Annotated in this window: 20 protein-coding genes; 8 read left to right on the top strand and 12 right to left on the bottom strand. The window is 45.6% G+C overall.

Features of this window, described 5'->3' with window-relative positions:
* Nucleotides 1–180: 180 nt before the first annotated feature.
* Entirely contained in the window at nucleotides 181–2,085 is a 1,905-nt protein-coding gene (gene speA / locus ACLSU7_RS10260; protein WP_413291790.1) for a biosynthetic arginine decarboxylase, read from the bottom strand.
* A gap of 44 nt (nucleotides 2,086–2,129) precedes the next feature.
* Complete coding sequence (gene leuS / locus ACLSU7_RS10255; protein WP_413291789.1) at nucleotides 2,130–4,535, bottom strand: leucine--tRNA ligase; 2,406 nt, start codon at nucleotides 4,533–4,535, stop codon at nucleotides 2,130–2,132.
* Between the two features lie 477 nt (nucleotides 4,536–5,012).
* Between leuS and ACLSU7_RS10250 the strand changes: the two genes are divergently transcribed.
* The 3 genes from ACLSU7_RS10250 (at nucleotide 5,013) to trmB (ending at nucleotide 7,816) form a co-directional block, all read left to right on the top strand.
* Nucleotides 5,013–6,017: a diguanylate cyclase gene (locus ACLSU7_RS10250; RefSeq protein WP_413291788.1), complete on the top strand. Its 1,005-nt coding sequence runs from the start codon at nucleotides 5,013–5,015 to the stop codon at nucleotides 6,015–6,017.
* Between the two features lie 80 nt (nucleotides 6,018–6,097).
* Nucleotides 6,098–7,099 (top strand): cation diffusion facilitator family transporter, encoded by a 1,002-nt coding sequence (locus ACLSU7_RS10245; RefSeq protein WP_413291787.1) that lies wholly within the window; start codon nucleotides 6,098–6,100, stop codon nucleotides 7,097–7,099.
* 6 nt (nucleotides 7,100–7,105) lie between these two features.
* Nucleotides 7,106–7,816, top strand: coding sequence for a tRNA (guanine(46)-N(7))-methyltransferase TrmB (gene trmB, locus ACLSU7_RS10240; RefSeq protein ID WP_413291786.1), 711 nt, complete (start codon nucleotides 7,106–7,108; stop codon nucleotides 7,814–7,816).
* Here trmB and ACLSU7_RS10235 read toward each other — a convergent pair.
* Nucleotides 7,807–8,031, bottom strand: a complete 225-nt coding sequence (locus ACLSU7_RS10235; RefSeq protein ID WP_413291784.1) for a 2Fe-2S iron-sulfur cluster-binding protein — start codon at nucleotides 8,029–8,031, stop codon at nucleotides 7,807–7,809. The genes trmB and ACLSU7_RS10235 overlap by 10 nt on opposite strands.
* Before the next feature lie 159 nt (nucleotides 8,032–8,190).
* Here ACLSU7_RS10235 and trxB point away from each other — a divergent pair, with 159 nt between their 5' ends.
* Both trxB and ACLSU7_RS10225 read left to right on the top strand, forming a co-directional pair.
* Entirely contained in the window at nucleotides 8,191–9,135 is a 945-nt protein-coding gene (trxB, locus tag ACLSU7_RS10230; RefSeq protein ID WP_142698741.1) for a thioredoxin-disulfide reductase, read from the top strand.
* Between the two features lie 15 nt (nucleotides 9,136–9,150).
* Nucleotides 9,151–9,648, top strand: coding sequence for a response regulator transcription factor (locus tag ACLSU7_RS10225; RefSeq protein WP_088616303.1), 498 nt, complete (start codon nucleotides 9,151–9,153; stop codon nucleotides 9,646–9,648).
* 60 nt (nucleotides 9,649–9,708) lie between these two features.
* On the opposite strand, the gene ACLSU7_RS10220 is transcribed toward ACLSU7_RS10225, so the two are convergent.
* Nucleotides 9,709–12,774 (bottom strand): efflux RND transporter permease subunit, encoded by a 3,066-nt coding sequence (locus tag ACLSU7_RS10220; RefSeq protein WP_413291783.1) that lies wholly within the window; start codon nucleotides 12,772–12,774, stop codon nucleotides 9,709–9,711.
* A gap of 155 nt (nucleotides 12,775–12,929) precedes the next feature.
* Here ACLSU7_RS10220 and ACLSU7_RS10215 point away from each other — a divergent pair, with 155 nt between their 5' ends.
* Nucleotides 12,930–13,679, top strand: a complete 750-nt coding sequence (locus ACLSU7_RS10215) for a hypothetical protein (protein WP_413291782.1) — start codon at nucleotides 12,930–12,932, stop codon at nucleotides 13,677–13,679.
* Here the strand turns inward: ACLSU7_RS10215 and ACLSU7_RS10210 are convergent.
* The 4 genes from ACLSU7_RS10210 to ACLSU7_RS10195 all read right to left on the bottom strand — a co-directional run bounded on the left by ACLSU7_RS10210 (nucleotide 13,676) and on the right by ACLSU7_RS10195 (nucleotide 17,058).
* Nucleotides 13,676–14,764 carry a hypothetical protein gene (locus ACLSU7_RS10210; protein WP_413291781.1) on the bottom strand — a complete coding sequence of 363 codons (1,089 nt, stop codon included), beginning with the start codon at nucleotides 14,762–14,764 and terminating at the stop codon, nucleotides 13,676–13,678. The two genes, ACLSU7_RS10215 and ACLSU7_RS10210, sit on opposite strands and share 4 nt — an antisense overlap.
* Before the next feature lie 83 nt (nucleotides 14,765–14,847).
* Nucleotides 14,848–15,708, bottom strand: a complete 861-nt coding sequence (locus ACLSU7_RS10205) for a PilZ domain-containing protein (RefSeq protein ID WP_413291780.1) — start codon at nucleotides 15,706–15,708, stop codon at nucleotides 14,848–14,850.
* Between the two features lie 125 nt (nucleotides 15,709–15,833).
* Complete coding sequence (locus ACLSU7_RS10200; protein WP_413291779.1) at nucleotides 15,834–16,487, bottom strand: HAD family hydrolase; 654 nt, start codon at nucleotides 16,485–16,487, stop codon at nucleotides 15,834–15,836.
* A gap of 25 nt (nucleotides 16,488–16,512) precedes the next feature.
* A complete protein-coding gene (locus ACLSU7_RS10195; protein WP_413291778.1) occupies nucleotides 16,513–17,058 on the bottom strand; it encodes an OmpA family protein in 546 nt (181 codons plus the stop codon).
* A 113-nt stretch (nucleotides 17,059–17,171) separates the two neighbouring features.
* On the opposite strand from ACLSU7_RS10195, the gene ACLSU7_RS10190 reads away from it, so the two are divergent.
* Together ACLSU7_RS10190 and ACLSU7_RS10185 are read left to right on the top strand one after the other, a co-directional pair.
* On the top strand, nucleotides 17,172–17,831 hold the full coding sequence (locus ACLSU7_RS10190; RefSeq protein WP_413291777.1) for an O-methyltransferase: 660 nt from the start codon (nucleotides 17,172–17,174) through the stop codon (nucleotides 17,829–17,831).
* Nucleotides 17,832–17,853: 22 nt separating this feature from the next.
* Nucleotides 17,854–18,591: a substrate-binding periplasmic protein gene (locus ACLSU7_RS10185; RefSeq protein WP_413291776.1), complete on the top strand. Its 738-nt coding sequence runs from the start codon at nucleotides 17,854–17,856 to the stop codon at nucleotides 18,589–18,591.
* Between the two features lie 2 nt (nucleotides 18,592–18,593).
* Here ACLSU7_RS10185 and ACLSU7_RS10180 read toward each other — a convergent pair whose 3' ends face one another.
* The 4 genes from ACLSU7_RS10180 to ACLSU7_RS10165 are packed head-to-tail and all read right to left on the bottom strand — an operon-like array spanning nucleotide 18,594 to nucleotide 24,528.
* Entirely contained in the window at nucleotides 18,594–19,388 is a 795-nt protein-coding gene (locus ACLSU7_RS10180) for a hypothetical protein (protein WP_413291775.1), read from the bottom strand.
* A 21-nt stretch (nucleotides 19,389–19,409) separates the two neighbouring features.
* Nucleotides 19,410–22,598: a DNA polymerase III subunit alpha gene (locus tag ACLSU7_RS10175; RefSeq protein WP_413291774.1), complete on the bottom strand. Its 3,189-nt coding sequence runs from the start codon at nucleotides 22,596–22,598 to the stop codon at nucleotides 19,410–19,412.
* A 3-nt stretch (nucleotides 22,599–22,601) separates the two neighbouring features.
* Nucleotides 22,602–23,924 carry a hypothetical protein gene (locus tag ACLSU7_RS10170; protein ID WP_413291773.1) on the bottom strand — a complete coding sequence of 441 codons (1,323 nt, stop codon included), beginning with the start codon at nucleotides 23,922–23,924 and terminating at the stop codon, nucleotides 22,602–22,604.
* Nucleotides 23,872–24,528 (bottom strand): recA protein, encoded by a 657-nt coding sequence (locus tag ACLSU7_RS10165; protein ID WP_413291772.1) that lies wholly within the window; start codon nucleotides 24,526–24,528, stop codon nucleotides 23,872–23,874. The genes ACLSU7_RS10170 and ACLSU7_RS10165 overlap by 53 nt, the downstream gene beginning before the upstream one ends.
* Nucleotides 24,529–24,713 lie beyond the last annotated feature (185 nt).

Genomic DNA, 24,713 nt, shown 5'->3' with positions numbered 1-24,713 from the left:
TACGGCGTCGTCTTATGAGTAAAGAAAGAAAACCTTATAAGTCTAGCAAACTATAACGTACGGACTTACCACGCGAAGTAAGGCCGTACCTTTTCAGGTAAGGCCGTACCTTCTGGGGAATAAAAAAGCCGATTCATTTTTGGTGAATCGGCTTTTTGAATTTTGGAACTAGGAATCGGATTACTCGGCTTCTTCTAGATATGTGTAACCAGAAAGACCTTCTTCGTAGTGCTTGATCAGAAGTTTTGCTTCTTGTTTTGTGATCGAGCCTTTTTGGATGGAGTCTTCAGTTGCCTGACGAACGTTATCGACCATTTCTGATCTGCCGTACTGAACGTATGACAATACTTCAGTTACTGTGTCGCCTGGAACGTAGTGGTCGATAGTGTAACCAACACCGTTCAAAGAGATGTGAACTGCGTCTGTATCGCCAAATAGATTGTGCAAGTCACCCAGGATCTCTTGGTATGCTCCCGTCAAGAACACGCCCAAGTAATATTGTTCGCCATCCGTGTATTTGTGAAGACGGATGGTGTCTTTAGACTCGCCAGAATCTGTATCGATGAATTTTTCGATCACACCGTCAGAGTCACAAGTCAAATCGGCAAGGGTTGCTTCACGCGTTGGCTCTTCGCCAAGACGATGAATCGGCAATACCGGGAACAATTGTCCAACGGCCCAAGAATCTGGAAGAGATTGGAACAATGAGAAGTTCGAGTAGTAAGTGTCACACAACTCTTTCGAAAGAGCCGCGATGATGTCTTCTGTATCTGGAACTGTCTGTGCTAATTTCACCATTTTAGTTGCGATAGTGAAGTACATAGACTCGCACCACGCACGTTGTTCAAGTGTCAGAACGCCGTAAGTGAAAAGCTGCAAAGTTTCATTCTTAGATTGCTCAAGGTCATTGAAGCATTCGTTGATATTATCTTTGTTCACCTTTTCATAGATGTACTGCATGTCTTGCATGATCGAAGGATCAGACTTCGTCGCAGGACGTGGTGGTTCGCTACGGTGAAGGTCATTCATACCCAAGACGTTGAATACAAGTACGGAGTGATGGGCAACCAGGAAGCGGCCCGACTCAGTCACGATATTTGGATGTGGAATGCCTTTTTCGTCACAAAGAGTTTGAACAGTCGAAACGATGTCGTTCGCGTATTCCTGCTCAGAGTAATTCACAGAGCTGTCAGAGTGGCCAGAGCCGTCGTAGTCGATGCCAAGGCCACCGCCCACGTCTAGATATTTTAGGCCCGCGCCCATTTTGTGAAGCTCAACGTAGAAGCGAATGCCTTCTTTCAAAGAAGATTTGATAGATTGGATCGCTGGAACTTGAGAACCGATGTGGTAATGCATCAGCTCCAAGCAATCAAGCATGCCTTCTGCTTTCAAGTACTCAACGCCATCCACGATTTCAGAGGCTGTTAAACCGAATTTAGAACGAGCACCAGAAGAATCAACCCATTTACCCGCACCTTGGGTGTTCAATTTCGCGCGGAAACCGATTTTTGGACGAGTGTTGAATTTCTTCGCCACGTCCACGATCATTTTCAATTCTTCTTTACGATCCACAACGATGATCGTGTTGCGCCCTAGTTTTTGAGAAAGGATAGCTGTCTCGATGTATTCAGCATCTTTGAAGCCGTTACAGATGATCAACGCGTTTTCTGTGTTCATCAAAGCAAGAACCACAAGAAGCTCTGGCTTAGAACCACATTCAAGACCCATATTGTAGTCGCGACCGTATTTTACTAGTTCTTGAACCAAGTGGCGTTGCTGATTCACTTTGATTGGGTAGACGCCGTTGTAGTTACCTTTGTAACCGTGATCAGCGAATGCTTTTTTAAAGCAGCCGTTCAAAAGTTCAACGCGAGATTTGATGATGTCTGGGAATCTGATCATGATTGGAACGCGGATACCACGGTCCAAAAGATCTTGAGTCAATTCGTGAAGGTCAACAGAGGGGCCGTTGGCACCCATTGGAGTAATTGAAACAGTTCCCGTTGAATTAATTCTGAAATAACCGTTGCCCCAGTTGTTGATACCGTAAAGCGCCGCGCTTTTTTCAGGACTCCAATTTGACATCGTCGTTGACCCTCACTTGCTGAGCAAGGGCCAACCAATAGGCCCTATGCTTTGATTATAAGATTCAAAATCTTTCCAGCTTTGTAAATCACCTTATCAGGTTCTTTGCCAGAAAGTGCAGAATTAACACCGGGCACGGCTTTCGCCGCAGTCAGTGCTTCCTCTTCAGAAGCAGCAACTCCAATTTCGATCGTGCCGCGCATTTTTCCATTCACCTGCACGCCGATTGTCACAGTGTCATCAGCGCAAAGGTTACTATCATAGTTCGGCCATGGAGCCAAAGAGCAAAGTCCCTGACCGCCCATTTTTTCCCACAATTCCTCAGCCAAATGCGGAGCAAAAGGCGCCAAGATTTGCGCGAGTGGTTTTAGAGCCAATTCAGAGCGGCACTCGGCCTTGTAAAGGTCATTTACCAGGATCATCATCGCCGCAATCGCTGTGTTAAAGCTCATGGATTCGATGTCGTCAGTGACTTTTTTGATCGTTTTATGAAGTAATTTCTCAATCGCCGGTGGCAACGCGTCCTTCGTGGCAACGTATTTACCGTCATCAGAAACAACCAGGCGGCCTACGCGATCCAAGAAACGCTTCACGCCGTCGATGCCAGTCGGTGACCACGGTTTGTCGGCGTTCAAAGGACCCATAAAGCTGATAAACATACGGATCGAGTCAGCCCCGTGAGTTTTGGCGATCTCCTCTGGCGAAATCACATTTCCGCGAGATTTTGACATCTTTTGACCATCTGGTCCCAAGATCATTCCTTGGTGAGCCAGTTTTTGGAATGGTTCGTCGTGAGTCACAAGACCGCAATCGAAAAGAACCTTCATCCAGAAACGGGAATACAGCAAGTGACCCACAGTGTGCTCAGGTCCACCTACATAAAGATCTACTGGCATCCAGTATTTTTCAGCTTTTGGATCAAATGGAGCGGCGTCATTGTTAGGATCAATGTAGCGAAGGAAATACCACGAAGAACCCGCAGCACCTGGCATAGTGTCTGTCTCGCGACGACCCGTTTCGCCAGCTTTACCTTGGTAGTTCACCCATTCGTGAATTTTCGCAAGGGGAGCTTCACCAGTCTCAGAAGGTTCATAGTCCGCCACTTCAGGTAACATTACTGGAAGTTCGTTGTAAGGAACTCCCATTTGTTTGCCACCCGCAAGGTTTACGATCGGGAACGGTTCGCCCCAATAACGTTGGCGAGAGAACAACCAGTCACGAAGCTTGTATTGAACTTCGCGAGTCCCCAATTTTCTGTCTTCCAGGTGAGCGATCATTTTGCTGATAGCTTCATTCTTAGAAAGACCATTTAGGAAATCAGAATTTACCAATTTACCGTCGCCCTCGAATGGCAAAGTTTCGCCACCCTCAAGCACGCGCTTCACTGGAAGATTGAATTTCGTCGCAAACTCGTGATCGCGGGCATCGTGACCCGGAACCGCCATGATGGCACCTGTTCCGTAGTCAGTCAGTACATAGTCAGCAATCCAGATCTCGATTTTTTCACCGCTGATCGGGTTGATCGCATGGGCACCTGTGAAGACACCTGTTTTTTCCGTTGTCGCTTTACGTTCAACTTCAGATTTACGAGACGTCGCAAGCACGTAGTCTTCAACCGCCGCGTGCTGAGGTTGAGTCGTGATTTTTTTAACCAACGGATGTTCCGGAGCCATCACCATGAAAGTCACACCGAACAAAGTGTCAGGGCGTGTGGTAAAGACTTCGAATGACAAATCTGCTTCGTCTTTAACTTTGAAAGTAACGCGTGCGCCTTCAGATTTGCCAATCCAATTGCGTTGGCCTTCTTTCGTGCGCTCTGGCCAATCAAGTTTGTCCAAGTCGTTCAAAAGACGTTCAGCATAGTCTGTGATTTTAAGCATCCACTGTTTCATCGGAACACGAATCACCGGGTGACCACCGCGCTCAGATTTACCGTCGATCACTTCGTCATTCGCCAAAACTGTTTTAAGTTCTGGGCACCAGTTCACAGGAACTTCTTTTTGGTAAGCAAGTCCGCGCTCGAAAAGTTTCAAGAAAATGAATTGAGTCCATTTGTAGTATTTAGGCTCTGCCGTAGAAATCTCGCGACTCCAGTCAAAGCTAAAACCAAATGACTGAAGAGTTTTGCGGAAGCTCTCGATCGCTTTTTCAGTCGTGATCGCAGGATGAATACCAGTTTGAATAGCATATTGCTCTGCCGGCAAACCAAACGCATCGTAACCCATAGGATGAAGAACGTTAAAGCCCTTCGCACGTTTGTAGCGAGAAACGATATCACCCGGCGTATAAGAAGCCATGTGCCCAATATGCAACCCAGATCCAGAAGGATATGGAAACATATCCAACGCATAGTACTTCGGCTTAGAAGAAGTCGCCTCAGCCTTAAAAGCCTCAGCATCCGCCCATTTCTTCTGCCACTTCTTCTCAATCTCAGTAAAATTCAAACTCATAAAAACCCACTCCAAAGAAGCCAATTTAGATCCACCATAACTATCGAAAAATCCAAGGCAATTCAACGAGAAACCCCAAATGACCGATACCCCCAAAATTCCAAAAATCCTCGAATAAACCTCAGGCATCTCCAACTGCATTTCTCTTAGGTATATTTTTAGCCCGAACTGAATCCTATTGAGTCTAATAACTAGTAAATTCGCACCCTCCCCAAATTTCTTGTTGGAGCCTGGTGGGTGGGATGGGGGAGCTAGTTGCGAGTTCCGCAGCGAGCCAAAAGTCAGAGTTCAAGGCTAATTGAAAAGTCGAGCGAGGACTGTCTGAAGCAAATAGCTCCCCCATCCCACTCGCCAGGGGACCCCACGAAAGCCCAGGGGAAAGGGGGCAAATTTAACCCAGTACATAAGACTGAATTTTGGACTCAACTCGAGCCAGAACTAAACCGAAGAGAACGTCAAAGTTATACTGGTGTGTAGATGAGTGGTTTTGAAACTGGTAGCAATAAACATCCTAAAAGTCGCCGTATCCTTGTGATCGACGACGATCCAGACAGTTTAGAAATACTGTTGGAGCCTCTCCGTTGGGAAGGCTATGATGCGCGTGGAGTGACGACGGAAGGTGAAGCTCACAAGCTGATCGAGTCGTGGATTCCTCACGTTGTTATTTTGGATTGGATGGCACAATCGATGGCGGGCTTGCGCGTGTTGCGTGCGATCCGTGAACGTTTGTCGCATGTTTCCTGCGTTTTCGTCTCTGAAAACTCGCACACAGAAGCGATCATTGAAGCTCTGGATTCAGGGGCTGACGATTACATTGTAAAACCTTTTGTTCCTCTTGAGTTGCTAGCGCGAATTCGCTCGCAATTGCGTATCCGTGACCTTCACGAGCAGTTGTTATTTGCGAATGATAAACTTAAAGAGTTGGTTGATACCGATGATTTGACGAATCTGTACAACATGCGTTCCCTTTATCAACGCCTGGAGTTCGAGATGGAGCGTGCAAGACGCTTTGGTCGTGACGTCTGCGTGGTGATGATGGATATGGACTATTTTAAAACCGTGAATGACGGACATGACCACTTGTTCGGAAGCTATGTGCTTTCGGAAGTGGGTAAAATCATTCGTGCATGTACTCGGAATATTGATATCCCGGCCCGCTATGGTGGTGACGAATTCCTGGTTGTATTGACGGAAACAAATCACGAAGGTGCGATGCATTTTTGTGAACGCTTGCGTGAAAACATCGAAAAAACAACATTCCGCAATGGTGAAGACTCGATCAAACTGACCGCTTCTGTGGGGTTTGCGATCACTGTTCCCGGTGAAAATATTGGTGCCAAGGAACTGGTGCGCAGAGCCGACCATGCTTTGTACGATGCCAAACGCCGTGGCCGTAATCAGGTCAGCTACTACAAACCTGACGAAGCCAAGGTGGTGGAAATCATTCCCCCATCACTCGCTCGTAAAAAGTCTGCCAGCTAATTCGGCTCTATCCGCTCAGCTGAGATAGAAGTAATCATTAATTCATTGACTGTTTAAGAGGGATTTATGAAAACCCTCTTATGGTCACGACTTCATCCACTCAATCAGACAAGGTCCGCAATAAAGCCGCATTAGTTTCTGCGATCGCTAGCTTTTTGATTTTCGTGATGAAGGTTGTTGCGTACCGCATGACGGGTTCGGCGGCAGTTCTTTCCGATGCTCTGGAAAGCATCGTGAATGTGGTGGCTTCTCTCGTGGCCCTTTATGTGATCTGGTTTTCTTCTCAACCAGCCGATCGTGAACATCCTTATGGTCATGGTAAGGCCGAGTATTTTTCAGCGGCATTCGAGGGCGGTCTGATTTTTTCCGCCGCTATATTAATTATCTATGAATCCGTAAGAGCGCTCATTTTCCCTCATCCACCGCAAAAGTTAGAGATTGGTATCGCGATTGTTTCCGGTGCTGCATTTTTAAATCTATTATTGGGTTTGTATCTGAAACGCGTCGGCAGAGCTCATCATTCAGAAGCCTTGCAGGCGAGTGGGGCCCACGTTATTTCTGATGTTGTAACGACTGTCGGAGTTATCATCGGTTTGGGGTTGGTGCTGCTCACGGATATTCAATGGCTTGACCCTGTGGTCGCCATTTTGATTGGTTTGCAGCTGGCATACTCGGGATACAAGATTGTTCGTGAATCCATGGGTGGATTGCTTGACGAAATCAGTGAAACTTCGCTTACAGATTTGTGTGATGCTTTAGAAAAAAACCGTCGTCCTGGTATTATCAATATTCATCAATTGCGTATTATGCGTAATGGCCGCTTTCATCACGTGGATGCCCATTTGGTGGTGCCAGAATATTGGGATGTCGCCAAAGTTCATAGTGAGTCTCAGGATTTCGAAAAGGCCGTGGTCGCAGATTATGTCTTTGATGGGGAGCTGGCTTTTCACTTGGACCCTTGTAAAAAATCCTACTGTTCTGAGTGTGATATGCCTGATTGCCCAATTCGTTTGCAGCCATTCCAGGCCCGTCGTCCTTTCACGGTGAAAAGCTTGACCGAAGGGCCCCCAGAGTCTAACTAGTGGGGCATGACAGACGCTTCTATTTCCACTAAACGCAGAATCAATGTAACTACGGATCTTCCTCATCAAACTGATTACACGTTGGCTTTGAATGGCGAGTATTCCCATATCGCATTTGATGAAATGCGTGTTTTGGCAAATAAAGGCAAATGGCGTTCAGACGTTTTCAAAACGGATGCATCTGTTCCAATGGATTTAGAAGTTGGTACTGGAAACGGCACTCACTTTGCTCACTATGCTCAAAAAAATCCAAACCGCTTGGTTGTGGGTTTGGAGCTGAAATATAAACCGTTGATCCAAACAATTCGTCGTGCTGATAAAGCAGGATGCAGAAACGCAGCAGTTGCCCGTTTTCATGCTTTCAATCTGACTGATATTTTTGTTCCTGGTGAAATTGATAATGTCTTCATTCATTTCCCAGATCCATGGACTTCTCCAAAGAAACCTAAAAATCGTTTCGTACAAAAATTGAATTTGGATATTTTGTTCGATTTGCAAAAACCAGGTTCCATCATTGAGTTCAAAACGGATTCATTGGTTTATTTCGACTGGGCGATGGATGAAATCCGTCAGAGCAAATACAATATTTTGTACGAGACTCGTGATCTTCACAATTCTCCGATCAAGGCAGAAAACTTTGAAACTGCTTTTGAAAAGATCTTTTTACGCGAAGGCATCTTGATCAACTTCGTGCGTTTACAAAAACCTCACCAATAAGACGCATCCACGGTGATGTCGCCCATGACTTGAACCTGGCAGCTGATACGGCTGTCAGGGGCGACTTTTTTGGTTTCTCTCAGGAATTTTTCCGTCTCATTCTCGGCCGTTAGATTCTCTGCACCCGAAACAATCTGAATACGACATTTTGCGCAAACGCCGTCTCCAGAACAGCTGGAAGCCACCGGGAGCCCGCCATTAAGCAGGGCTTCCATGAGGTTCGCTCCAGTTTCTACCGTCAGGGGAGATCTAGTTTTCTTAAAAGAAATCACAGGCATGTCTCATTGTAGCTGACGCACTCCAAAACAAGCAAAGAAGTAATGAAATGGGTCCTATTTGTGTTAGGCTTTAGACGTCTATTCTAAGAGGTATTTATGTCTGAAGATCAAAAAGTTGAAAACGTCATCATTATCGGTTCAGGACCTGCGGGTCTAACTTCTGCGGTTTACACGGGTCGTGCAAACTTGGAACCTTTAATGATCGAAGGTGAAGAAGCTGGTGGTCAGTTGATGATCACAACTGAAGTTGAAAATTACCCAGGATTTGAACATGGCGTAACAGGTCCAGACCTGATTGCTGTGATGAGAAAACAAGCAGAGCGTTTTGGTACTCGTTTTATCACTCGCAACGTAACGAAAGTTGATTTCTCTCAACGTCCGTTCAAAGTTTGGATCGGTGAAAAACTTCACTTGGCGAAATCCATCATCATCTCTACAGGTGCCAGTGCGAAGTACTTGGGTTTGCCATCTGAAAAAACTTATATGAACCGTGGTGTGTCTGCTTGCGCGACTTGCGACGGCGCATTCTTCCGCAATCAGGAAATCATCGTAGTCGGTGGTGGTGATACAGCAATGGAAGAAGCTCAATTCCTGACTCGTTTTGCTTCTAAAGTTTACGTGGTTCACAGACGTGATCATTTCAGAGCTTCAAAAATCATGGCAGACAGAACAATGAAAAATCCAAAGATCCAAGTGATCTGGGATTCTGAAGTGACGGAAGTTTTGGGTGACGGCAAGTCTATGACGGGTGCCAAAGTCCACAATATCAAAACGGGCGAAACCCAAACCATGAACGTGACTGGTTTGTTCATCGCAATTGGACACAAGCCGACGACGGATTTGTTCAAAGGTATTCTGGATATGAATGAAACTGGTTACTTGGTAACTCAGCCAAACTCGACCTACACAAACATTCCTGGTGTCTTTGCAGCCGGAGACGTGCAAGATTCAGTATATCGCCAAGCTATCACAGCAGCGGGTACTGGATGTATGGCAGCCATCGATGCAGAACGCTGGTTGGAAGCTCAAGCACATCACTAAATTTTTGAGGAATCTATGAAGGATAAACGCATTAATACCAAGGATTTGGTTAACAAGATTGAGAAGATCACGAAGGCTCGTATTGCGAGTCAGGATGTGGTTGATTTGGATCAATTCCGTGAAGCTAAGAAAAAGCTCGATCCAAAAGTTATCTTGGTTATTGAAGATGACGAAACTATGCGTTCGGCGATGAAAAGAATCCTTGAAAGCGAAGGATATGTGACGAAGCTTGCTGCTGATGCCACAGAACTTTCGACAGTATTGGATGATCATCCGGTCGATTTGATCCTTTTGGATGTGGGTCTTCCGTGGGTGAATGGTTTTGAACTTGCTCAGTTACTTAAAGAGAATAAAGACCTTAAGAAAATTCCGTTAGTTTTTGTTTCCGGAAAAGCTTCCGAAGAAGATATGAAACAAGCTTTCGAGATCGGCGCTGACGATTACATTAAGAAACCGTTTGACGTTGATAAACTTAAGAAGACCGTGGAAACGCTTCTTAAGATGAATCCGTAAATAAAAAATCGAATAAAAGTTAGAGGAAAGGCCTGCGAAATTCGCGGGCCTTTTTCTTTTTTAAAGCTGCACTTCTTTAGTGCGCTCAAGAGGGGTCAGCATCAGGTACAACGCTGGGACTACGAATAAGGTCAGCAATGTTGAAACGATCGTTCCGCCGATGATTGCAAGACCCATCGGTAATCGGGTTTCTGATCCGATACCTGTCCCGATGATCAATGGAGCTGCCGCTGCAATCGTTGCAACAGAGGTCATCAGAATCGGTCTTAAACGCACAGGACACGCTTCTAGAATAGCGGAAGCGATGCTTTCCTTATTATGCTTTCGCACCTGATTGGTGAACTCTACGAGAAGGATCGAATTCTTTTTCGCAATACCCATTAAGACAATCAATCCGATGAAGCTGAATAGATTCAAGGACACATCAAAGGACCATAACGCCATCAAAGCTCCGCTCACGCTGAAGGGAAGAGCCACAAGTACGGCGATAGGATGAATGAACGAATTAAATTGCACCGCGAGAATCAGATAGGCCACTAAGATACCAATCGCCAAAGCAGAGTAAAGACTTTGGAAGGACTGCGCGAATCCGGCAGAAGCACCTTCCAGTGCGTAAGAATATCCGGGAGGCAGGATTTCTTTGGCGATCGTGGCTGTGCGGGCAAGGACTGCCGCCTGGGATTGGCCGGGAGCCAAGTTACCAAAGACCGAGATCGCTCTTTGGCGATTTACGCGGCTGATGCTTTGGATGGCGCCTTCCTCTTTGATGTTCACCAGCTGGGACATCGGAATCAAATTGCCAAAATTATTTCTGACATAAAGTCTTTTGAAATCGCTGGGTTTTTGAATTTGGTTTTCGTTGATTTTGAAACGCACATCATATCGTCTTCCATCAGCAGTGTATCGCCCCTGACGGAGTCCGCCGATGCCTGCTTGTAAAAGCTGACCGACAGTTTCAATGGAGACTCCGCGGTCGGCCATGGCTTTACGGTCTGGTGTTAAAATCAATTCAGGTATTCCTGAACGGAAATCTGAATCCAAATCCACAGCAAGATTTTCTTTTTCCAGGCGATCCATTAACTCCACAGATTTTTCCTGAAGGATTTTTAAATCAGCCCCTCTTAAGTTGATGGCCAAAGGATTCTGACGGCCAGAGGAAAGATTTCGGGCGGAAACGTCACGCATGGAAATGCGCATGCCTTTGACGGATTTAAATTCTTTGCGAAGATCGTTCATGACTTGGACGTGATTGACAGAGCGGTCGGCTCGCGGAATAAGTGTCACGGGAATAAATGCCTGATTCACGTTGCTCGAGCCACCCCCACCACCGATCGAAGTTACAAAACCTTGAACGTTAGGATTTTTGCGTAAGATATCTTCCAGCAGTTTTGTCATATCGCTGGTTGTTTGTAAGGACGTACCTGGAGCTGCCTGGGCATTGATGACAATAAAGTTTTGATCTTGTGCTGGAACGAACTCCTGTCGAACTTTCGTGATCAGGAACATGGAGATAGCAAAAAAGATGAAGGAGATAATGACGACAGTGTATTTCCAGTTAAGGGTAACTTTCAGAACCTTCTGGTAAGCGTGAGAGAAGTTTTCAAACACAACATCTAGATAGTGCTCAAGTTTTGAAACTTTCGGCTCGCTGCTAAGGAATGCAGCGGCACGCATGGGTGTAATAGTCACAGCTTCAAGCAGGGACAATAATACTGCTGCACTCATGGTGATCCCGAACTGGAAAAAGAATTTACCGATAATTCCGTCCATGAACACCACAGGAAGGAAAACAGCCACGACGGCAAGAGTTGCTGCAATGGCGGCTGGTAAAACTTCCTTAGCTCCGTCGGATGCAGCTTTCGCAGAGCCTTTACCCATGCGATAGTGGCGGATGATATTTTCCAGAAGCATGATCGCATCGTCGACGACGATCGAAATAGAAAGCGTCAAGGCAAGCAGAGTAAAAAGATTTAAAGTAAAGCCCGAGAAATACAGGATCGTAAAAGTTCCGACAATAGAGGTGGGAATCGAGAACAAGATATTTATCGCGGCTGGTATGCTTCCTAGGAATAGAAAGCAAATGACGATGGTGATGAGGGCTGCGACCCAAAGTTTTTCCAAGGTCAAATGCACTGTGGCTTCCGTTGACCGAGTGTAGTCGACATTTACGCGGTAATTGTAACCTTTGGGAAAGCTGTCTTTGATTTCCGCAAGTTTTTTAAGAACGGCATCGGCAACTTGAACTTCATTAGTTCCCCGTTGCTTGCGGACTTGCATGGCAACCGCTTGGTGGCCCTCAAAGCGCGCCAGACGACGAACGTCAGAAAGACCATCTTCCACCCGCGCAACATCGCGGATGAAAATCGAGCGGTCTTGGATACGTTGGCCACCGCGATTCAGAATTTGAATATCGCCAACTTCTTTCACGTTGCTTGCTTCGCCCAACCAACGCACACGCAATTCGCGGTCTTTCTCTGTGAATTGACCAGCGGCACTTTCCAAGTGTTGACTGGCGAGGGCAGCAACGACGTCATTCACGGTTAAGTAGTTGGCTTCCAGTTTTGTGACATCCAGCCAAATACGCAGATTTCTTTCGCTGAAACCACCGATGCTGACTTCACCAATCCCCGGCAAGAAACGAAGTTGATCCAACAGGTAATTGTTCGTCCAATTCAGCATTTCTTTTAAAGAAGCATCTCCGTAAATGGAGACAATCATGATCGGATCTTCTTCGGGATTTTGTTTTCTGACGACGGCTGGGTCCACTCCTTGAGGCAGACGCAATTGGCTAAGGGCCGTTTGCACTTCTTGTAACACGACATCGACGTTACGATTGATATGAAATTCCAATGTGACAGTCCCTGTCCCCTGACGGGCAGAGGAGCGCATTTCTTTGATACCTTCTATAGCTAAAAGGCGTTCTTCGATAGGGTCCACCAATTCAGCTTCGACAACTTCGGGAGCGGCGCCCTCATAAGTGACAGAGACACTGACGATCGGAAAATCCACATCAGGAAGTTGACTGATCCCCATGCGGTTTCCGCAGATGGCACCAAAAACGATGAGTGCAAACATGATGACCCAGGCAAAAACGGGGCGGCGAATAGAAAGATCAATCAAGCCCATGGAATCCTCCGTAAGGTCCTAGCTTCCCTAGGGATTCCCTATAGATCAATCACTTTTACCTTAAAAAAACTTAGGCAATCAAATTGCAACCACTCTTCCTCAGAGGAGAATGGTGACCTGAAATGCAATTAAAGGAAATTTGGCTTCCAATTAGAGTGGCACTAATTGTCGCTGTCGTTTTGTTGGACAGCGGGCACGCCTTTTCCAAATACTCCACGTGGTCTTCACAAATGGAAACTTCATTGCTGCAAGATCAAGGTTTTAAACAATGGAAATGGTTGGAATCTGACTGTGACAATTGCCAAATCATGTTGGTTCCAAACTCTGATGAGGTGCAAACTATCCAAGTGCGCCGTTTCATTCAAGCCCTTGCCGTCAACAAGAGCGATCTTCAGAAAATATATAAAGTGAGTGGTGAAGAGTACACTTTGCTTGCGCAGATGTCGGTAGGAATTTTAGGCAGAGAAACTTTGTTTGGAGAAAGTGCGCGGTACAAAGTAAAAGAAGCGATTCCTTGGGCCGTAAGTTTAGCTAAGGTTATGCGCTCGGTAGCGACAGGTAAAATGGTCGATCCGAACAGTCGTGGACTTACTCAAATCAAATTCTTGCCTGCCGCTGTCGTTGAAAAGTATGGAATTACCTCTGAAAACTTGGATGTTCCGGAAAATGCAGCCATCGCGACGATGGGTTATTTGATTGAAGCCTTAAAGCAAATGAAGAATAGAATTAAGACATACCACCTGGATCATATCACTCCCGAGAAGTATGCAGATTACTTGCCGTATATTTACTTTGGAAGATCAAGAGCCTTAATTGATAAGACGGCTATTCCAGAGCAGAACAACTATGTGCAAGCTCTCAAAAAGTATATGTCGATGATCGATGTCTTTGAAAGGCAGCCTTAATTTGTGACTGTCATCCCCGTGATACATTTTGTATAAAGACTGGTTCCTGCAAACGGAACCGCGCCCACACGTGTAAGTGTCTTTGAGGTTGCATCAAAAGTGAAGCGTTCAATGCCGTTCGCTAAAGTGGTTGAACCATTGGCGACGAACACTCCTCCACTGGATGAATCATAAGTCATCGCAGAAATTCCACGTAAGACAGAAGAGTTTTCGTAAGCTTTTGTGGCGCCAGAAATTACGCCCGTAGTTTCATTCACATCATAGGCATAGATATAATCTTGAGCGGCTGTACTGCTGGAGTAAGAAACTAACAAATATCCAGCATTCGCAGTTGTAGTTGAGGGAATATAAACCATGGCAGTCGGGTAGGTCGTCGTTGCAGGCGCTGCAACAGCGGAGGAACAATCGGCACTTGCAGAGTATCCATTTACGTTATTGACAAAAACCACGCGGTTATTGGGGGTGGCTGCTGCATGAGCGAAAATATATTTTGAATTCGAAACTGCTACGGCGGCGGTGATTAAGCTGTTATTCGTTGTTCCACAGGAACCACCCGTTGGAGCATTAATGAAGGGATTCGCACCAACGGTGACGCGGCCCTTGCTGGAGCTGATTTTTTCGGCAGCAACACTTTTTGAAATCAACAAACCACCATCGGGCGTGCGAAACATACTGCGAACGATGTGTGCCGCAGTATTCGTCAAAGTTGTACTGTCATTAAAGAAAGTGGAGAATTGACTGCTCCCTTTCTTTTTCACCAAATCAATGCGACGGGCATTGCTGGTGGAGTTTTCTACTAAGACCAATAAATTTGAATCATCAGAATTTAAAACGGCTTGCGGTCTGTCGGTTGAATTTACGGTGTTGTAGTCCATGATGATTTCATCAACGACTCCAGTAGACAGATTTAATTTGCTCACGGTACGAGAAGGAGTTTCTGCAGTAAGACCATTTCCGACATAGCAAGTACCAGACGTGATGTACAAGTGAGTTCCGGAGCTTGCCGAGTCTTCAACCTTCGGTTCGCAAGCACCCAGACCAACAGATAAGATCACTATGGACGAAATAGGAAATAGATTCTTCATGAAATCTCCTTAAACGCGCTTCACTTTGAGATCGGCGAGTTGTTAAGGAATCTTTAATTAAGAATCTTAAATATATTGGATTTTTAACCAGCGGCCTTTTTATCCGCAGCCTGCGCTTTTAAATAAGACCTAAGTAGGGTGTCGAGTTTTGCGGTCATACCCTCATCTTGTTCGATGAACATCAGGCGACGAGGATCTGTCATGTCGCCCACGATTTTCGCTCTGAAAAGTAAGCGACCGCGAGCCGTGTCTTTTTCATAAGGATTCACGATGATCAAATCAAACGGAACATTCAGAAATTCACGTGGTATTTCTTTTTCCAACTGCGTACCGCTGATCGAGATGTCTCGGGAAAAGGTACGGAAGGTTTTTGTTTTCGAAACCAGGATGATTTCAATTTTAAAAGTGTGACGGGTTTCTTTACGACGATCAGAATCTTCGTTGCGAGAATCTGTGTCTTCATACACTTTTACTTTTTCAGGAGCGCCGACTTTTCGAATTTTGGAAATATCCAGATCGTCACCGTTGAAATCGTGGTGATAATAGCCGTAATCGATGGGATTGGAATTTTTCATCGGCTTACCATCACGAACTTTCGTAAAAAGTCCTGACATGGTGACCATAGTTCCAGAGTTGGTCTTCTCCGATTCTTCGACAGCGATCACTTGCGTGCTTTCTTCGCCGGAAGTGTAGTGCTTTTCAGTTTGATCGCCGTGGCCGACTGGCTGGGGAGGCTTGGTCATAACAAAGTAGCTTTGACCTGATTTAAGGAAATCTTTTACGCAAGTCCAATCCGGCCATCCCGGTGTCCAGATAAAGTATTTAAGATGATCGCTCTTTTTTAGCGACAACAAAAATACCTGTGCCTGTACCACAGACATTGGCTTGGATTGTTCCTTCTTTTCGGCTTCATAGAAAAGCCAAATTTTCCCCTGCGTCTTCATTACTAAAGTTATCGGTTATTGGGGAACACACTTAAGTAACCTGGACTCACTTTAGTGAACTCACTGCTCACTCCAAATCCACGAATTTTCATCGTCTCAGTGTGAGATTGCGAGTCCTACAAATATCAGAAAATCTGCTTCAATAGGTAGGATAAATCCGAATAATTTTTCAGGAAAGCTTTCGGTTCGTAGTTGCTTAAAATGTCGGGTGCCGTATAGCCAAATTCGATTGCTAAAGACGCAACCCCCGCACGCTGGGCTGAAACCATATCTGGTATACCATCTCCAATCATCACGGTGTTATGAGGCGTATGGCCTGCAAGTTTCATCATGGTGTTGAGGGGGAGTGGACTCGGTTTTCTTTCTGCCAAGGTATCTGCGCCAAACACGTTCACCCAGGGAAAACGATGCAGACCCAAATGCTTAATGATCAGTTTCGCAGGTAATTCATTTTTGTTGGTGATAATTGCGATAGGACCTGCATAGCTTCCCAGAAAGTTTTCTACTTCGGGATAGATCTGCGTTTTATTCAGCATTTCCTCTTCGTAGATTTTTAAAAATTCGGCTTCAAGATTAATGATCTGCGCAGGGGTCAAATTGTCGTTTATGAAAAGATCTGCGAGAAGTTTTTTAAGACCTTCACCGATATGCGAGATGATTTCCTTATCACCTAACAGGGGCTTTCCGTGATTTTTTAAGGTGCGGTTGACCGCGACGATGATGTCGGGTGCAGAGTCAATCAATGTGCCATCAAGATCAAAAACTAAAAGAGGATTCATGCACCCTATTTAGCCCAACTTTGAGTTATCGCACAATCTCAAAGTCAACGCGGCGGTCAGCGGCAGCTTTGATTTTGGTTCCAGGAATAATAGTATTGCTCGCTCCGACGCCGATCGCTTCCACTTTATTTGCGGGAACACCCTTTGATATTAAATATCGTCTAACGTTTTCCGCTCTTCGTTGAGACAACTGCATGTTACGTGAGTCATCTCCGGTTGCATCAGTCACTCCCGTCAGGCGGATGACGTTAAATGAATTAAGGGAAGCGTTAATCTCTGTGGCGATGTGATCTAAGGCATTCTTACTCGCGGGTGTGAGTTCGGCGCTGGCATAGTCAAAACGAATATTTTTTGAAAGAGCTTCATATCGGACACTTTGCCTGAGGTCGTTTCCAGCGTTACTTAATGCCGATTCGGGTGCATGTTGCGGAGGCGCCTTCACGGGACGCAGCAGATATTCATCGTCGCGTTTTGATTTGGAGGAGCAGGAGGCGGTGGCGCCGGCTAAGGCTAAACTGATCAGAAATTGAATTGCCAATTGGGCTCTTTGTTGAGCGACGCCAGAAATCATATGATCCTCCATGATCAAGTGAGTACTGTCTATTTTCAGGCTAAGCTGCAGGATTACTCGGAGCAAATTAACTTCCTGTTAACTTCTGGACGAAGTCGTGCGAATATCTTTGTATGCGTGAATCCGTGCTTTCAAACAAAGAAGAATATCTGGGTGCTCTTTTTAATAAAGAGAACGAGACTAAAAAACTTTCCCGCCAGGCAGCTGAAGAGCTAGGTCTAGCGAGAATTAGCATTTCCCCGGCTGAAGCACAGTTGGCTCACGTCCTGGTGAAAATGCATGGTTGCCGCAAGTTCGTGGAGATTGGAACTTTGACAGGATTGTCGGCGCAGTATTTTCATGAAGCTTTACCTGAGGGTGGAGAGCTTTGGACTTTGGAAAAAGATCCTGAGCATGCACGTCGTTCTGCGGAAGTATTTTCTAAAATCGATCAGTCGAAAAAGAAAATTCACCTGGTTGTGGGCGACGCGCGCGAAGAGTTAGTTAAATTAGAATTGCAAGGCCCCTTTGATGGCGTTTTTATCGATGGTAATAAGGCCGCTTATCTGGACTATCTTCTATGGGCAGAAAAAAACTTGCGCAAAGGTGGCTTGGTTCTCGCTGATAATATATTCTTAAGTGGTGCGGTTTGGGGCGAAACCACGACGCAAAAGTTTTCTGAAAAACAGATTCGTATAATGCGTGAATTCAATGAACGTTTGGCGAATCCAGATCTTTACGAGGCAGCAATCGCTCCCACATTTGAAGGATTGTTTGTAGCCATAAAAAAGTAGATTCTTGTATCGAGGGGTGTGCGTGAAGTTTTCGTTGGGAATTTTAATTACGATATTTTCCTACATGGCTTCAGCAAAGATCATTGTCAGTTCTGATCCTTATCCTCCGCTGATCTATCCCAATAACCACGGCGCACCCTCGGGAACAGTTCCTGAGATTTTGCCGCAAATATTGGACATGCCATCATCAGCACTGACTTATCGCTTTTCCCCGTGGAAAAGAGTTTTGTCCGATGCTGAAAAGGGGTCGGTTGATATCATCGGGCCCTTATTGATCACTCCTGAAAGAGCAAAATTTCTGGTATTCACAGAGCCGGTTATTCGTGCCAACATTTCTTTGTGGGTTCGCCGGGATAATCCCAAAGTAAAAGATCTGATCAAACGTAACCAGCCGGTCAAAGATTTCCGCGAATTGGGTAATCTGACCTTTGGACAAATTCTGGGGTATGCGTTTGGTGAAGACTTCGGCGCTTTTTTCAATAAGCCTGAAGTGCGTAAAGTTGAAGTGGTCGATATGGGTCAAGGTGTGCAAATGCTGGCATCGAAGCGCATTGATGTCTTTCTGGCCTACAATCCTGTGATCGAATACTATATCGATGTGCTAAAGCTTAATAAGGGTGATTTCGCGGTCCTGGGTGAAGCAAATCATGAAGTTTTGTATGTCATGGGGATTTCAAAAAAGTCTTCTCTCGTTAACAAGCTTCCGCAAATCAATCAGCGAATTCTAGACTTAAAACTTTTGCAGAAACTTACAAAATAATCTTAGCCTCTATAGGCTTCGATTTTCATTTCAATAGAATAGTCTTTAGAGGCTTCTTTTAGTGGAGCCAGCATCCAGTTCCATTCACGTAATTTTTTATACCCAGCAAAGTTTACTGGATAGTGGCCCGTGTACATAAGCTCACCCTGTTTGTTGCGATAGATGACTTCGCGGTCTGAGTAGATCAGCTTCGTTCCGGTGCAACCCCTAAGATTTTTCAAATGAGTTTCGGCGAACTGCGTGCAGATGGAATCTTTTTCGGTAAGCTCCAAGGTGCGTTTGATTTTCTTTTCCACGGCATCAAGGGGAAGTAGCGCCAGTTGAGACATCAGATTTGCTGAGACGATTAAGTCAGCCTCGAAGTGAAAGATCTGTTCGCCAGCTAATTTTTTAGCCAGGGATTCCAGATCATCAAGAGTGTTTAGGGATTGCAGCTGATCCAGTGCCTGCGTCAGATCCATCGTGATAAGTTTTAATCGAGAATATCTTTTTGCCTGTAAGTGATGTTTCAGTGGATGAATTACATCAACCAAAGTCACTTGTTCAAAATTATCCATCAAAAGATGTAAAGGAATCTCGTGCAGGTGAGCACTTCCCAAAACCACGACGCTTTTTCTTTGCGGCAATGACTTGGCAGTTTCCAGGAAAACCTCTTGGCAGTTCTTAAGATGGGGAATCCAATTCTTTTTCTGACGATGATAGCGATGGCGAAGCGAGATGGAGGAATAAAGAAATCCATACTTGCGGGCCAAGGGTGTTGTGGGTGTTAAAAGAAATTCGAAGGATTCCAAAAGCATGGAATCAACGTACCTGAATTATTATCCTAAAGGAAGAATATTAATGGCACGGATGTTGGTGATGTTTCCGACTTTTTCAAGTTGTCCTTGGACTTCTAAAAGGGAGCGGCCATAAATCACTTCCCGGTCTTTTTGATAAACGTCGGGATGAATAACAATATTCATAAAACCAAATTCATCTTCCAGAGTGATAAAACACATGCCCTTTGCCGTGGGTGGTCGTTGGGTGACGGAAACCAATCCTGCCACGCGAACTTTCTTTTTATGGCTGATTCTTTCCAGATCCGAAGACGTGGCATAAGGGACATAGCGCTGGGCGATCAAGGCTGTATTCTTGGTTTTTAAATAAGAGCGTAAAACCGACAGTGGATGCGAATCAACCGAAAATCCCTTGGTGTCATACTCGCGGCGCATGCGATCCCAATTGGATTCAAACGGCAGGTTTTCAGAAGAAGATTCTTCATCGTCAAAAGATCCTTGAGTCAGAATTTCTTTGGGCTGTCCCCATAGGAAACTGTTTTGATCAAGACTCAGTCCCTCGATCAACCAGATAAGCTCGCGGGCATTGGTTTGAAAACACTCCATCGCGCCCGTTGCAGCCAGCGTAATTAAAACACTGCGCGGAAGCTGCGTGCGCTGAATAAAGTCTCTGATATCCTGATAGGCACCATTAAGTTTGCGCTGATCCTCAATTCTTCGCATCAGCTCTTCAGGCACTCCGTATATCGAACGCAATCCCACTCGCATGGTGTGAGTGCCATTTTCGTTTTCTTCCTCCAACGTATAATCATAATCAGAATTCTGAATACATAGGGGTGCGACCTTCACGCCATTTCTTTGAGCTTCGGAAATAATCGTGCGGGGAGCATAAAAGCCCATGGGCTGACTGTTTAAAAGTCCGCAGGCAAAAACATCGGGATGTCGGCATTTCAAATAGCAGCTGGCGTAAGTTAAAACCGCAAAGCTTGCGGCATGACTTTCAGGAAAGCCATAGTTTGCAAAGCCCTCGATGGTTGCATAAATTTGTTCTGCATACTCCTGGGAGATGCCGTGATTTCTAAAGCCAGTCATGATGCGATCCCGAATGGCGTCCATGGTGCTACGTTTTCTCCAGGCCGAGGACATGATCCTGCGCAACTCATCGGCTTCCCCGGGGCTGAAATTTGCAGCGACGATCACGATCTTCATCACTTGCTCTTGAAAAATCGGAACGCCATGAGTGCGTTTTAAAATCGGTTCTAAATCTTTGTGAGCATACGTGACCGGTTCTAATCCCTGTCTGCGACGTAAATAAGGATGAACCATTCCCCCTTGCAAAGGCCCCGGACGAACTAAGGCCACCTCAACAACCAGGTCGTAAAAATGACGGGGCAACATGCGGGGGAGTGTCTGCATCTGCGCGCGGGATTCGATTTGGAAAACTCCCACGGTGTCAGCCTTGCAGATCATGTCATAAGTGGGTTTGTCATCTTGTGGCAGTGTCGCAAGATTAAAGCTGATGCCCTTGTGCTTTTTTAAAAGATCAAAACATTTTCTTAAGCAAGTCAGCATGCCTAGACTTAAAACATCGATCTTCATCAGTTTTAAAACAGCGACGTCATCTTTATTCCACTGAATAACATAGCGTCCGTTCATGGTGGCTTTTTCGACAGGGACCATTTCGGTGATGGGATCTTGAGTGATCAGAAATCCACCGGTATGAATTCCCAAGTGGCGTGGAAATCCATGGACTTGTCCTGCCATTTTTAAAAACAGCATCCACATTTCAGGGCTTTCAACGCCAAAGCGTTTGTGGATGGTGGGATCTTCAACCAGTCTGCGCATGCCATCGCGACCCATGAATTTCACCATGGCATTGATGTTTTCCAGGGAAATACCAAAAACTTTGGCAGTTTCACGAATCGCCATTCGTGAACGATAGCGAACCACGGTGCAGACCATGGCAGCATGGCGTTCGTTGTACTTTTCATAAATATACTGAATCACTTCTTCACGACGGCTGTGCTCAAAGTCGATATCAATATCCGGGGGTTCCCGGCGCTCACGGGAAATAAAGCGTTCAAACAAAACATCGATGTCCTTAGGATTGACCGAGGTCAGCCCAATACAAAAACAAACAATGGAATTCGCGGCAGAGCCACGGCCTTGATATAAAATTCCCTTACGATCGGCGAACTCACAAATTTCACGTAATGTAAGAAAATAGTCTTCGTACTCCAACTCTTTGATCATTTCGAGTTCATGTTCGATGGTTTCGAGAATTTTTTTTGAAGCTCCTTCAGGGAATCTCCACTTCACGCCCTCTTCAACTAAGAAGCGCAGATATTCTGTCGGAGTCTTACCTTGCGGTAAATTCGAACGAGGATAGCGATAACGAATCTCGTCCAGGGTGAAAGTCACACGTGCGGCGATTTCCACAGTTTTTTCCACAAGGTCGACTCGATCGGCCCATCTGGAGCAGATTTGCGGGAGAGAGCTGAGCGAACGTTCAGCATTTTGAATCAATTTATCGCGCGCTTCTTCCAAAGTGGTGTGGTGAAGAGTGCATGTCAGAACATCAAATAAAGGTTTGCGATCTCGCGAATGCATGAACGGACGTTGCGTGACGAAAAGCTGAGCGCCACATTTTTGTTCAAGTATTATTGCTTGTTTGTAAAACTCTTGGGATTCCCAAGTCAGATCCCGCCACACGGGAATATAAAGTCGATCGCCAAAAATCTTTTCTAAACTGTCATAGCGTTTCTCATCAATCGGAGGCAAAGCTAGGCACAGAAGGTCTTGATTGTACTTTTCGATCTGATCCAGACGTAAAGAGGAAAATCCTTTGGCGGCCTGTCTTTTACCTAAAGTTAAAAGTTCACACAGATGTGTGTAGCCGTTTTTGTTCATGGGAATCAGCGTGACTGTGCTTTCATCCGTTAGCGTGAGCTCAGAACCCACCAGATAACGAAAGCCCTCTTTGGCTTTGGAAGATTCAGTGAACACTGAAGGCGTGTTGGCGGTTAAAAATCCACGCGCAACACCGTAAAGACCATTCAGGTCGCACATCGCAATGCCATCATAATTATTATGGATGGCAGCTTCGACCATTTCCTCGGGGGAGGAAGCCCCGCGCAGAAAAGAAAAGTTACTGCGCCCTAAAAGTTCCACGAATCCTTTGGCTGTGGGAGCGATCGCATTTGTTTTACGAACATCAAGGGACTTATTCATTTTCTAATCAAAGTATCCATGGAGGTAGTATTGTGAACTGACCTTATCTTGGAAAATCCAAATCAACTGTCCCTGTTGTGATAAAGCGAAAAAATAATCGCGGTGTTTTAATTCCTGTGAAGAAAGCTGCCACCACGAAGACTCAATCCTTTCGCTGGGCATGGAGGAAACAAAACGAAGTCGCTGCACTTCCCCGGCACTCAGAGCCTGGGGGTGCTCAAGCAGCAGGGAAGGGCGCGGACTTTCTTTTAAACCTTTGGCATAAACCGTTTTAACCTGCAGGGCATTGTCTTGTCTTTCCACCAAGTCTTCAGATTTAAAATCTTCCGGCCACTCGGTGACCAGTTGAAAACTTTTTTCGGGAAAGTGACTGGCTTCCACCTGCAAAAATCCCATTTCACAATTGGATTGTTTGGCAAAACTGATCAGACGGCGCCAGCGGTCTTCGGAATTATCGCGAGGCTCGAAAAAATCCAGTTGCTGAATTTTTTCGGGCACATCGTAAACCGCCACTTCAAATTCGCGGATGGGGTTTGTTAACTCTGTCTTCTCCATCTTTTTATAAAGAAGATCTTCGAATAATTCCTGATCGCGACTGGCGCTGATTGGCTCAATCAATAACAAATAACGTTTATCAGAATATTCACAGTGCAGGATTACTTCCATTTTATGCGCATAACGGGAAAGCCCATTCAGGCGCGCAAACAAAGTATCCAGAACTGGTTTCACGCGATTGAATAAAAGCGGTACCGAACCTAAGGGATCATCCAGGTAGCCATACCCCACAAGAGGATCGCGAGGCACAAGAGGAGAAATGACCTGAGAGTCTTGAGAGTGCAAACGATTCCAAAGTAAACCACCGAAATCTCCCCACCGCTCGCGCAGTGAAACCAGACGGAAATTATAAACTTCTTCTAACGTACACACGCCCAGGGTGCGTGCGAATGAAATCACATGTTCAATCAGGCGCTTTTGCGACCAAGGGTGCAAGCCCTCCAGGTCCTTTAGCGCATCAAGGCCGAGACCTGAAAACTCACGATGTTCAGCAGCACGAGGAGCCACAGTGAAAGGCTTCCATTTCGCAAGCATCTGCGCGACAGGAGCGGTGTCTGCAATTGCGGCACTCGCATCCGCACTGAATTTACGACCAATCTCGACGGCTTTTTGTAGAACTCCATGTTCTCCTCCCAGGAGATGTGATGTGGAATCAATATCGACGAAAATAAAATGCGGAAAGCGAAACTGCACGCGCGGGCTTAAAACAAGAAACGCCTCAGCTGAGGAGCTTTCTTGCTGTGTTTTTAAATTGATGCACAAAGTTCGCATAAACCATACTCCCTGCGACAGTAAACGGTGTTGGACGGTGAAGAGCTCGTTGAATCGTGATGAAGTCTCTTTGGAACTGAATGATCAGGCTAAAGAGCGGATTCACGAACTTACTCACCTTGTGACAGACAAAAATCAAAGCCACCTTATGAAAGCGGCACAATTTTTTGAGTTTCTGTAACTGGTGATTCTTGAAAAACATTTCTTTCAATTCACAACCAATCACTTCAAACAAAGAGCTCGTCACCAGCTCTTGTAAAACCCAGAAAAGTTGTTCAGCTTCCTTGGGTTCTTTTACGACCAACAATTTCTTTAAGTTGATCTTTCGGCTGGTCAAATGTGCGGGCAGGAGTTGCGTTCCGCCATTCACCCAGGCGACCCACTTGTTATCTTCGTGGGCTTTTTGGGTCATGTTCACCCACAAAGAGGTGGCACCTGTTCCCGGGCTTCCTTGAAAGAGGCTTAAGTCCCCCTTGGGAATTCCCTTCCATAAAAGGAAGTCATCCAAGGTACTCACTCCCGTGGGAACTCCGGGAGGTGGTTGCAGTTGATCTGCGGAAACAAACTGAATGTCAGACAAAGCGGGAAGGGCGACGGCACTCATTGAAAGCCTCCATTTACATATTAGTTACTATGTAAATAATGTGTAAGTCAAAGGTGTAAATAACGAACTAGACCAGGTACGGACACACTTTCTCCATGCGGCCCCGTGTCGGGGTCATGGAGAAAGTGTGTCCGTACCTTTTCTCATGATTTCAATGGCTTGAGTTATATGATGGGGCTCGAAAG

The organism is Bdellovibrio sp. HCB185ZH (assembly GCF_047302455.1).
Taxonomy (GTDB): domain Bacteria; phylum Bdellovibrionota; class Bdellovibrionia; order Bdellovibrionales; family Bdellovibrionaceae; genus Bdellovibrio.
This window is presented reverse-complemented; position numbering and strand designations above follow the sequence as displayed.

What these genes read in the sequence shown, in the direction of transcription:
- speA (WP_413291790.1), bottom strand. Translation starts at nt 2,085, where the DNA reads ATGTCAAATTGGAGTCCTGAAAAAAGCGCGGCGCTTTACGGTATCAAC.
- leuS (WP_413291789.1), bottom strand. Translation starts at nt 4,535, where the DNA reads ATGAGTTTGAATTTTACTGAGATTGAGAAGAAGTGGCAGAAGAAATGG.
- ACLSU7_RS10250 (WP_413291788.1), top strand. Translation starts at nt 5,013, where the DNA reads ATGAGTGGTTTTGAAACTGGTAGCAATAAACATCCTAAAAGTCGCCGT.
- ACLSU7_RS10245 (WP_413291787.1), top strand. Translation starts at nt 6,098, where the DNA reads ATGGTCACGACTTCATCCACTCAATCAGACAAGGTCCGCAATAAAGCC.
- trmB (WP_413291786.1), top strand. Translation starts at nt 7,106, where the DNA reads ATGACAGACGCTTCTATTTCCACTAAACGCAGAATCAATGTAACTACG.
- ACLSU7_RS10235 (WP_413291784.1), bottom strand. Translation starts at nt 8,031, where the DNA reads ATGGAAGCCCTGCTTAATGGCGGGCTCCCGGTGGCTTCCAGCTGTTCT.
- trxB (WP_142698741.1), top strand. Translation starts at nt 8,191, where the DNA reads ATGTCTGAAGATCAAAAAGTTGAAAACGTCATCATTATCGGTTCAGGA.
- ACLSU7_RS10225 (WP_088616303.1), top strand. Translation starts at nt 9,151, where the DNA reads ATGAAGGATAAACGCATTAATACCAAGGATTTGGTTAACAAGATTGAG.
- ACLSU7_RS10220 (WP_413291783.1), bottom strand. Translation starts at nt 12,774, where the DNA reads ATGGGCTTGATTGATCTTTCTATTCGCCGCCCCGTTTTTGCCTGGGTC.
- ACLSU7_RS10210 (WP_413291781.1), bottom strand. Translation starts at nt 14,764, where the DNA reads ATGAAGAATCTATTTCCTATTTCGTCCATAGTGATCTTATCTGTTGGT.
- ACLSU7_RS10205 (WP_413291780.1), bottom strand. Translation starts at nt 15,708, where the DNA reads ATGAAGACGCAGGGGAAAATTTGGCTTTTCTATGAAGCCGAAAAGAAG.
- ACLSU7_RS10200 (WP_413291779.1), bottom strand. Translation starts at nt 16,487, where the DNA reads ATGAATCCTCTTTTAGTTTTTGATCTTGATGGCACATTGATTGACTCT.
- ACLSU7_RS10195 (WP_413291778.1), bottom strand. Translation starts at nt 17,058, where the DNA reads ATGATTTCTGGCGTCGCTCAACAAAGAGCCCAATTGGCAATTCAATTT.
- ACLSU7_RS10190 (WP_413291777.1), top strand. Translation starts at nt 17,172, where the DNA reads ATGCGTGAATCCGTGCTTTCAAACAAAGAAGAATATCTGGGTGCTCTT.
- ACLSU7_RS10180 (WP_413291775.1), bottom strand. Translation starts at nt 19,388, where the DNA reads ATGCTTTTGGAATCCTTCGAATTTCTTTTAACACCCACAACACCCTTG.
- ACLSU7_RS10175 (WP_413291774.1), bottom strand. Translation starts at nt 22,598, where the DNA reads ATGAATAAGTCCCTTGATGTTCGTAAAACAAATGCGATCGCTCCCACA.
- ACLSU7_RS10170 (WP_413291773.1), bottom strand. Translation starts at nt 23,924, where the DNA reads ATGCGAACTTTGTGCATCAATTTAAAAACACAGCAAGAAAGCTCCTCA.
- ACLSU7_RS10165 (WP_413291772.1), bottom strand. Translation starts at nt 24,528, where the DNA reads ATGAGTGCCGTCGCCCTTCCCGCTTTGTCTGACATTCAGTTTGTTTCC.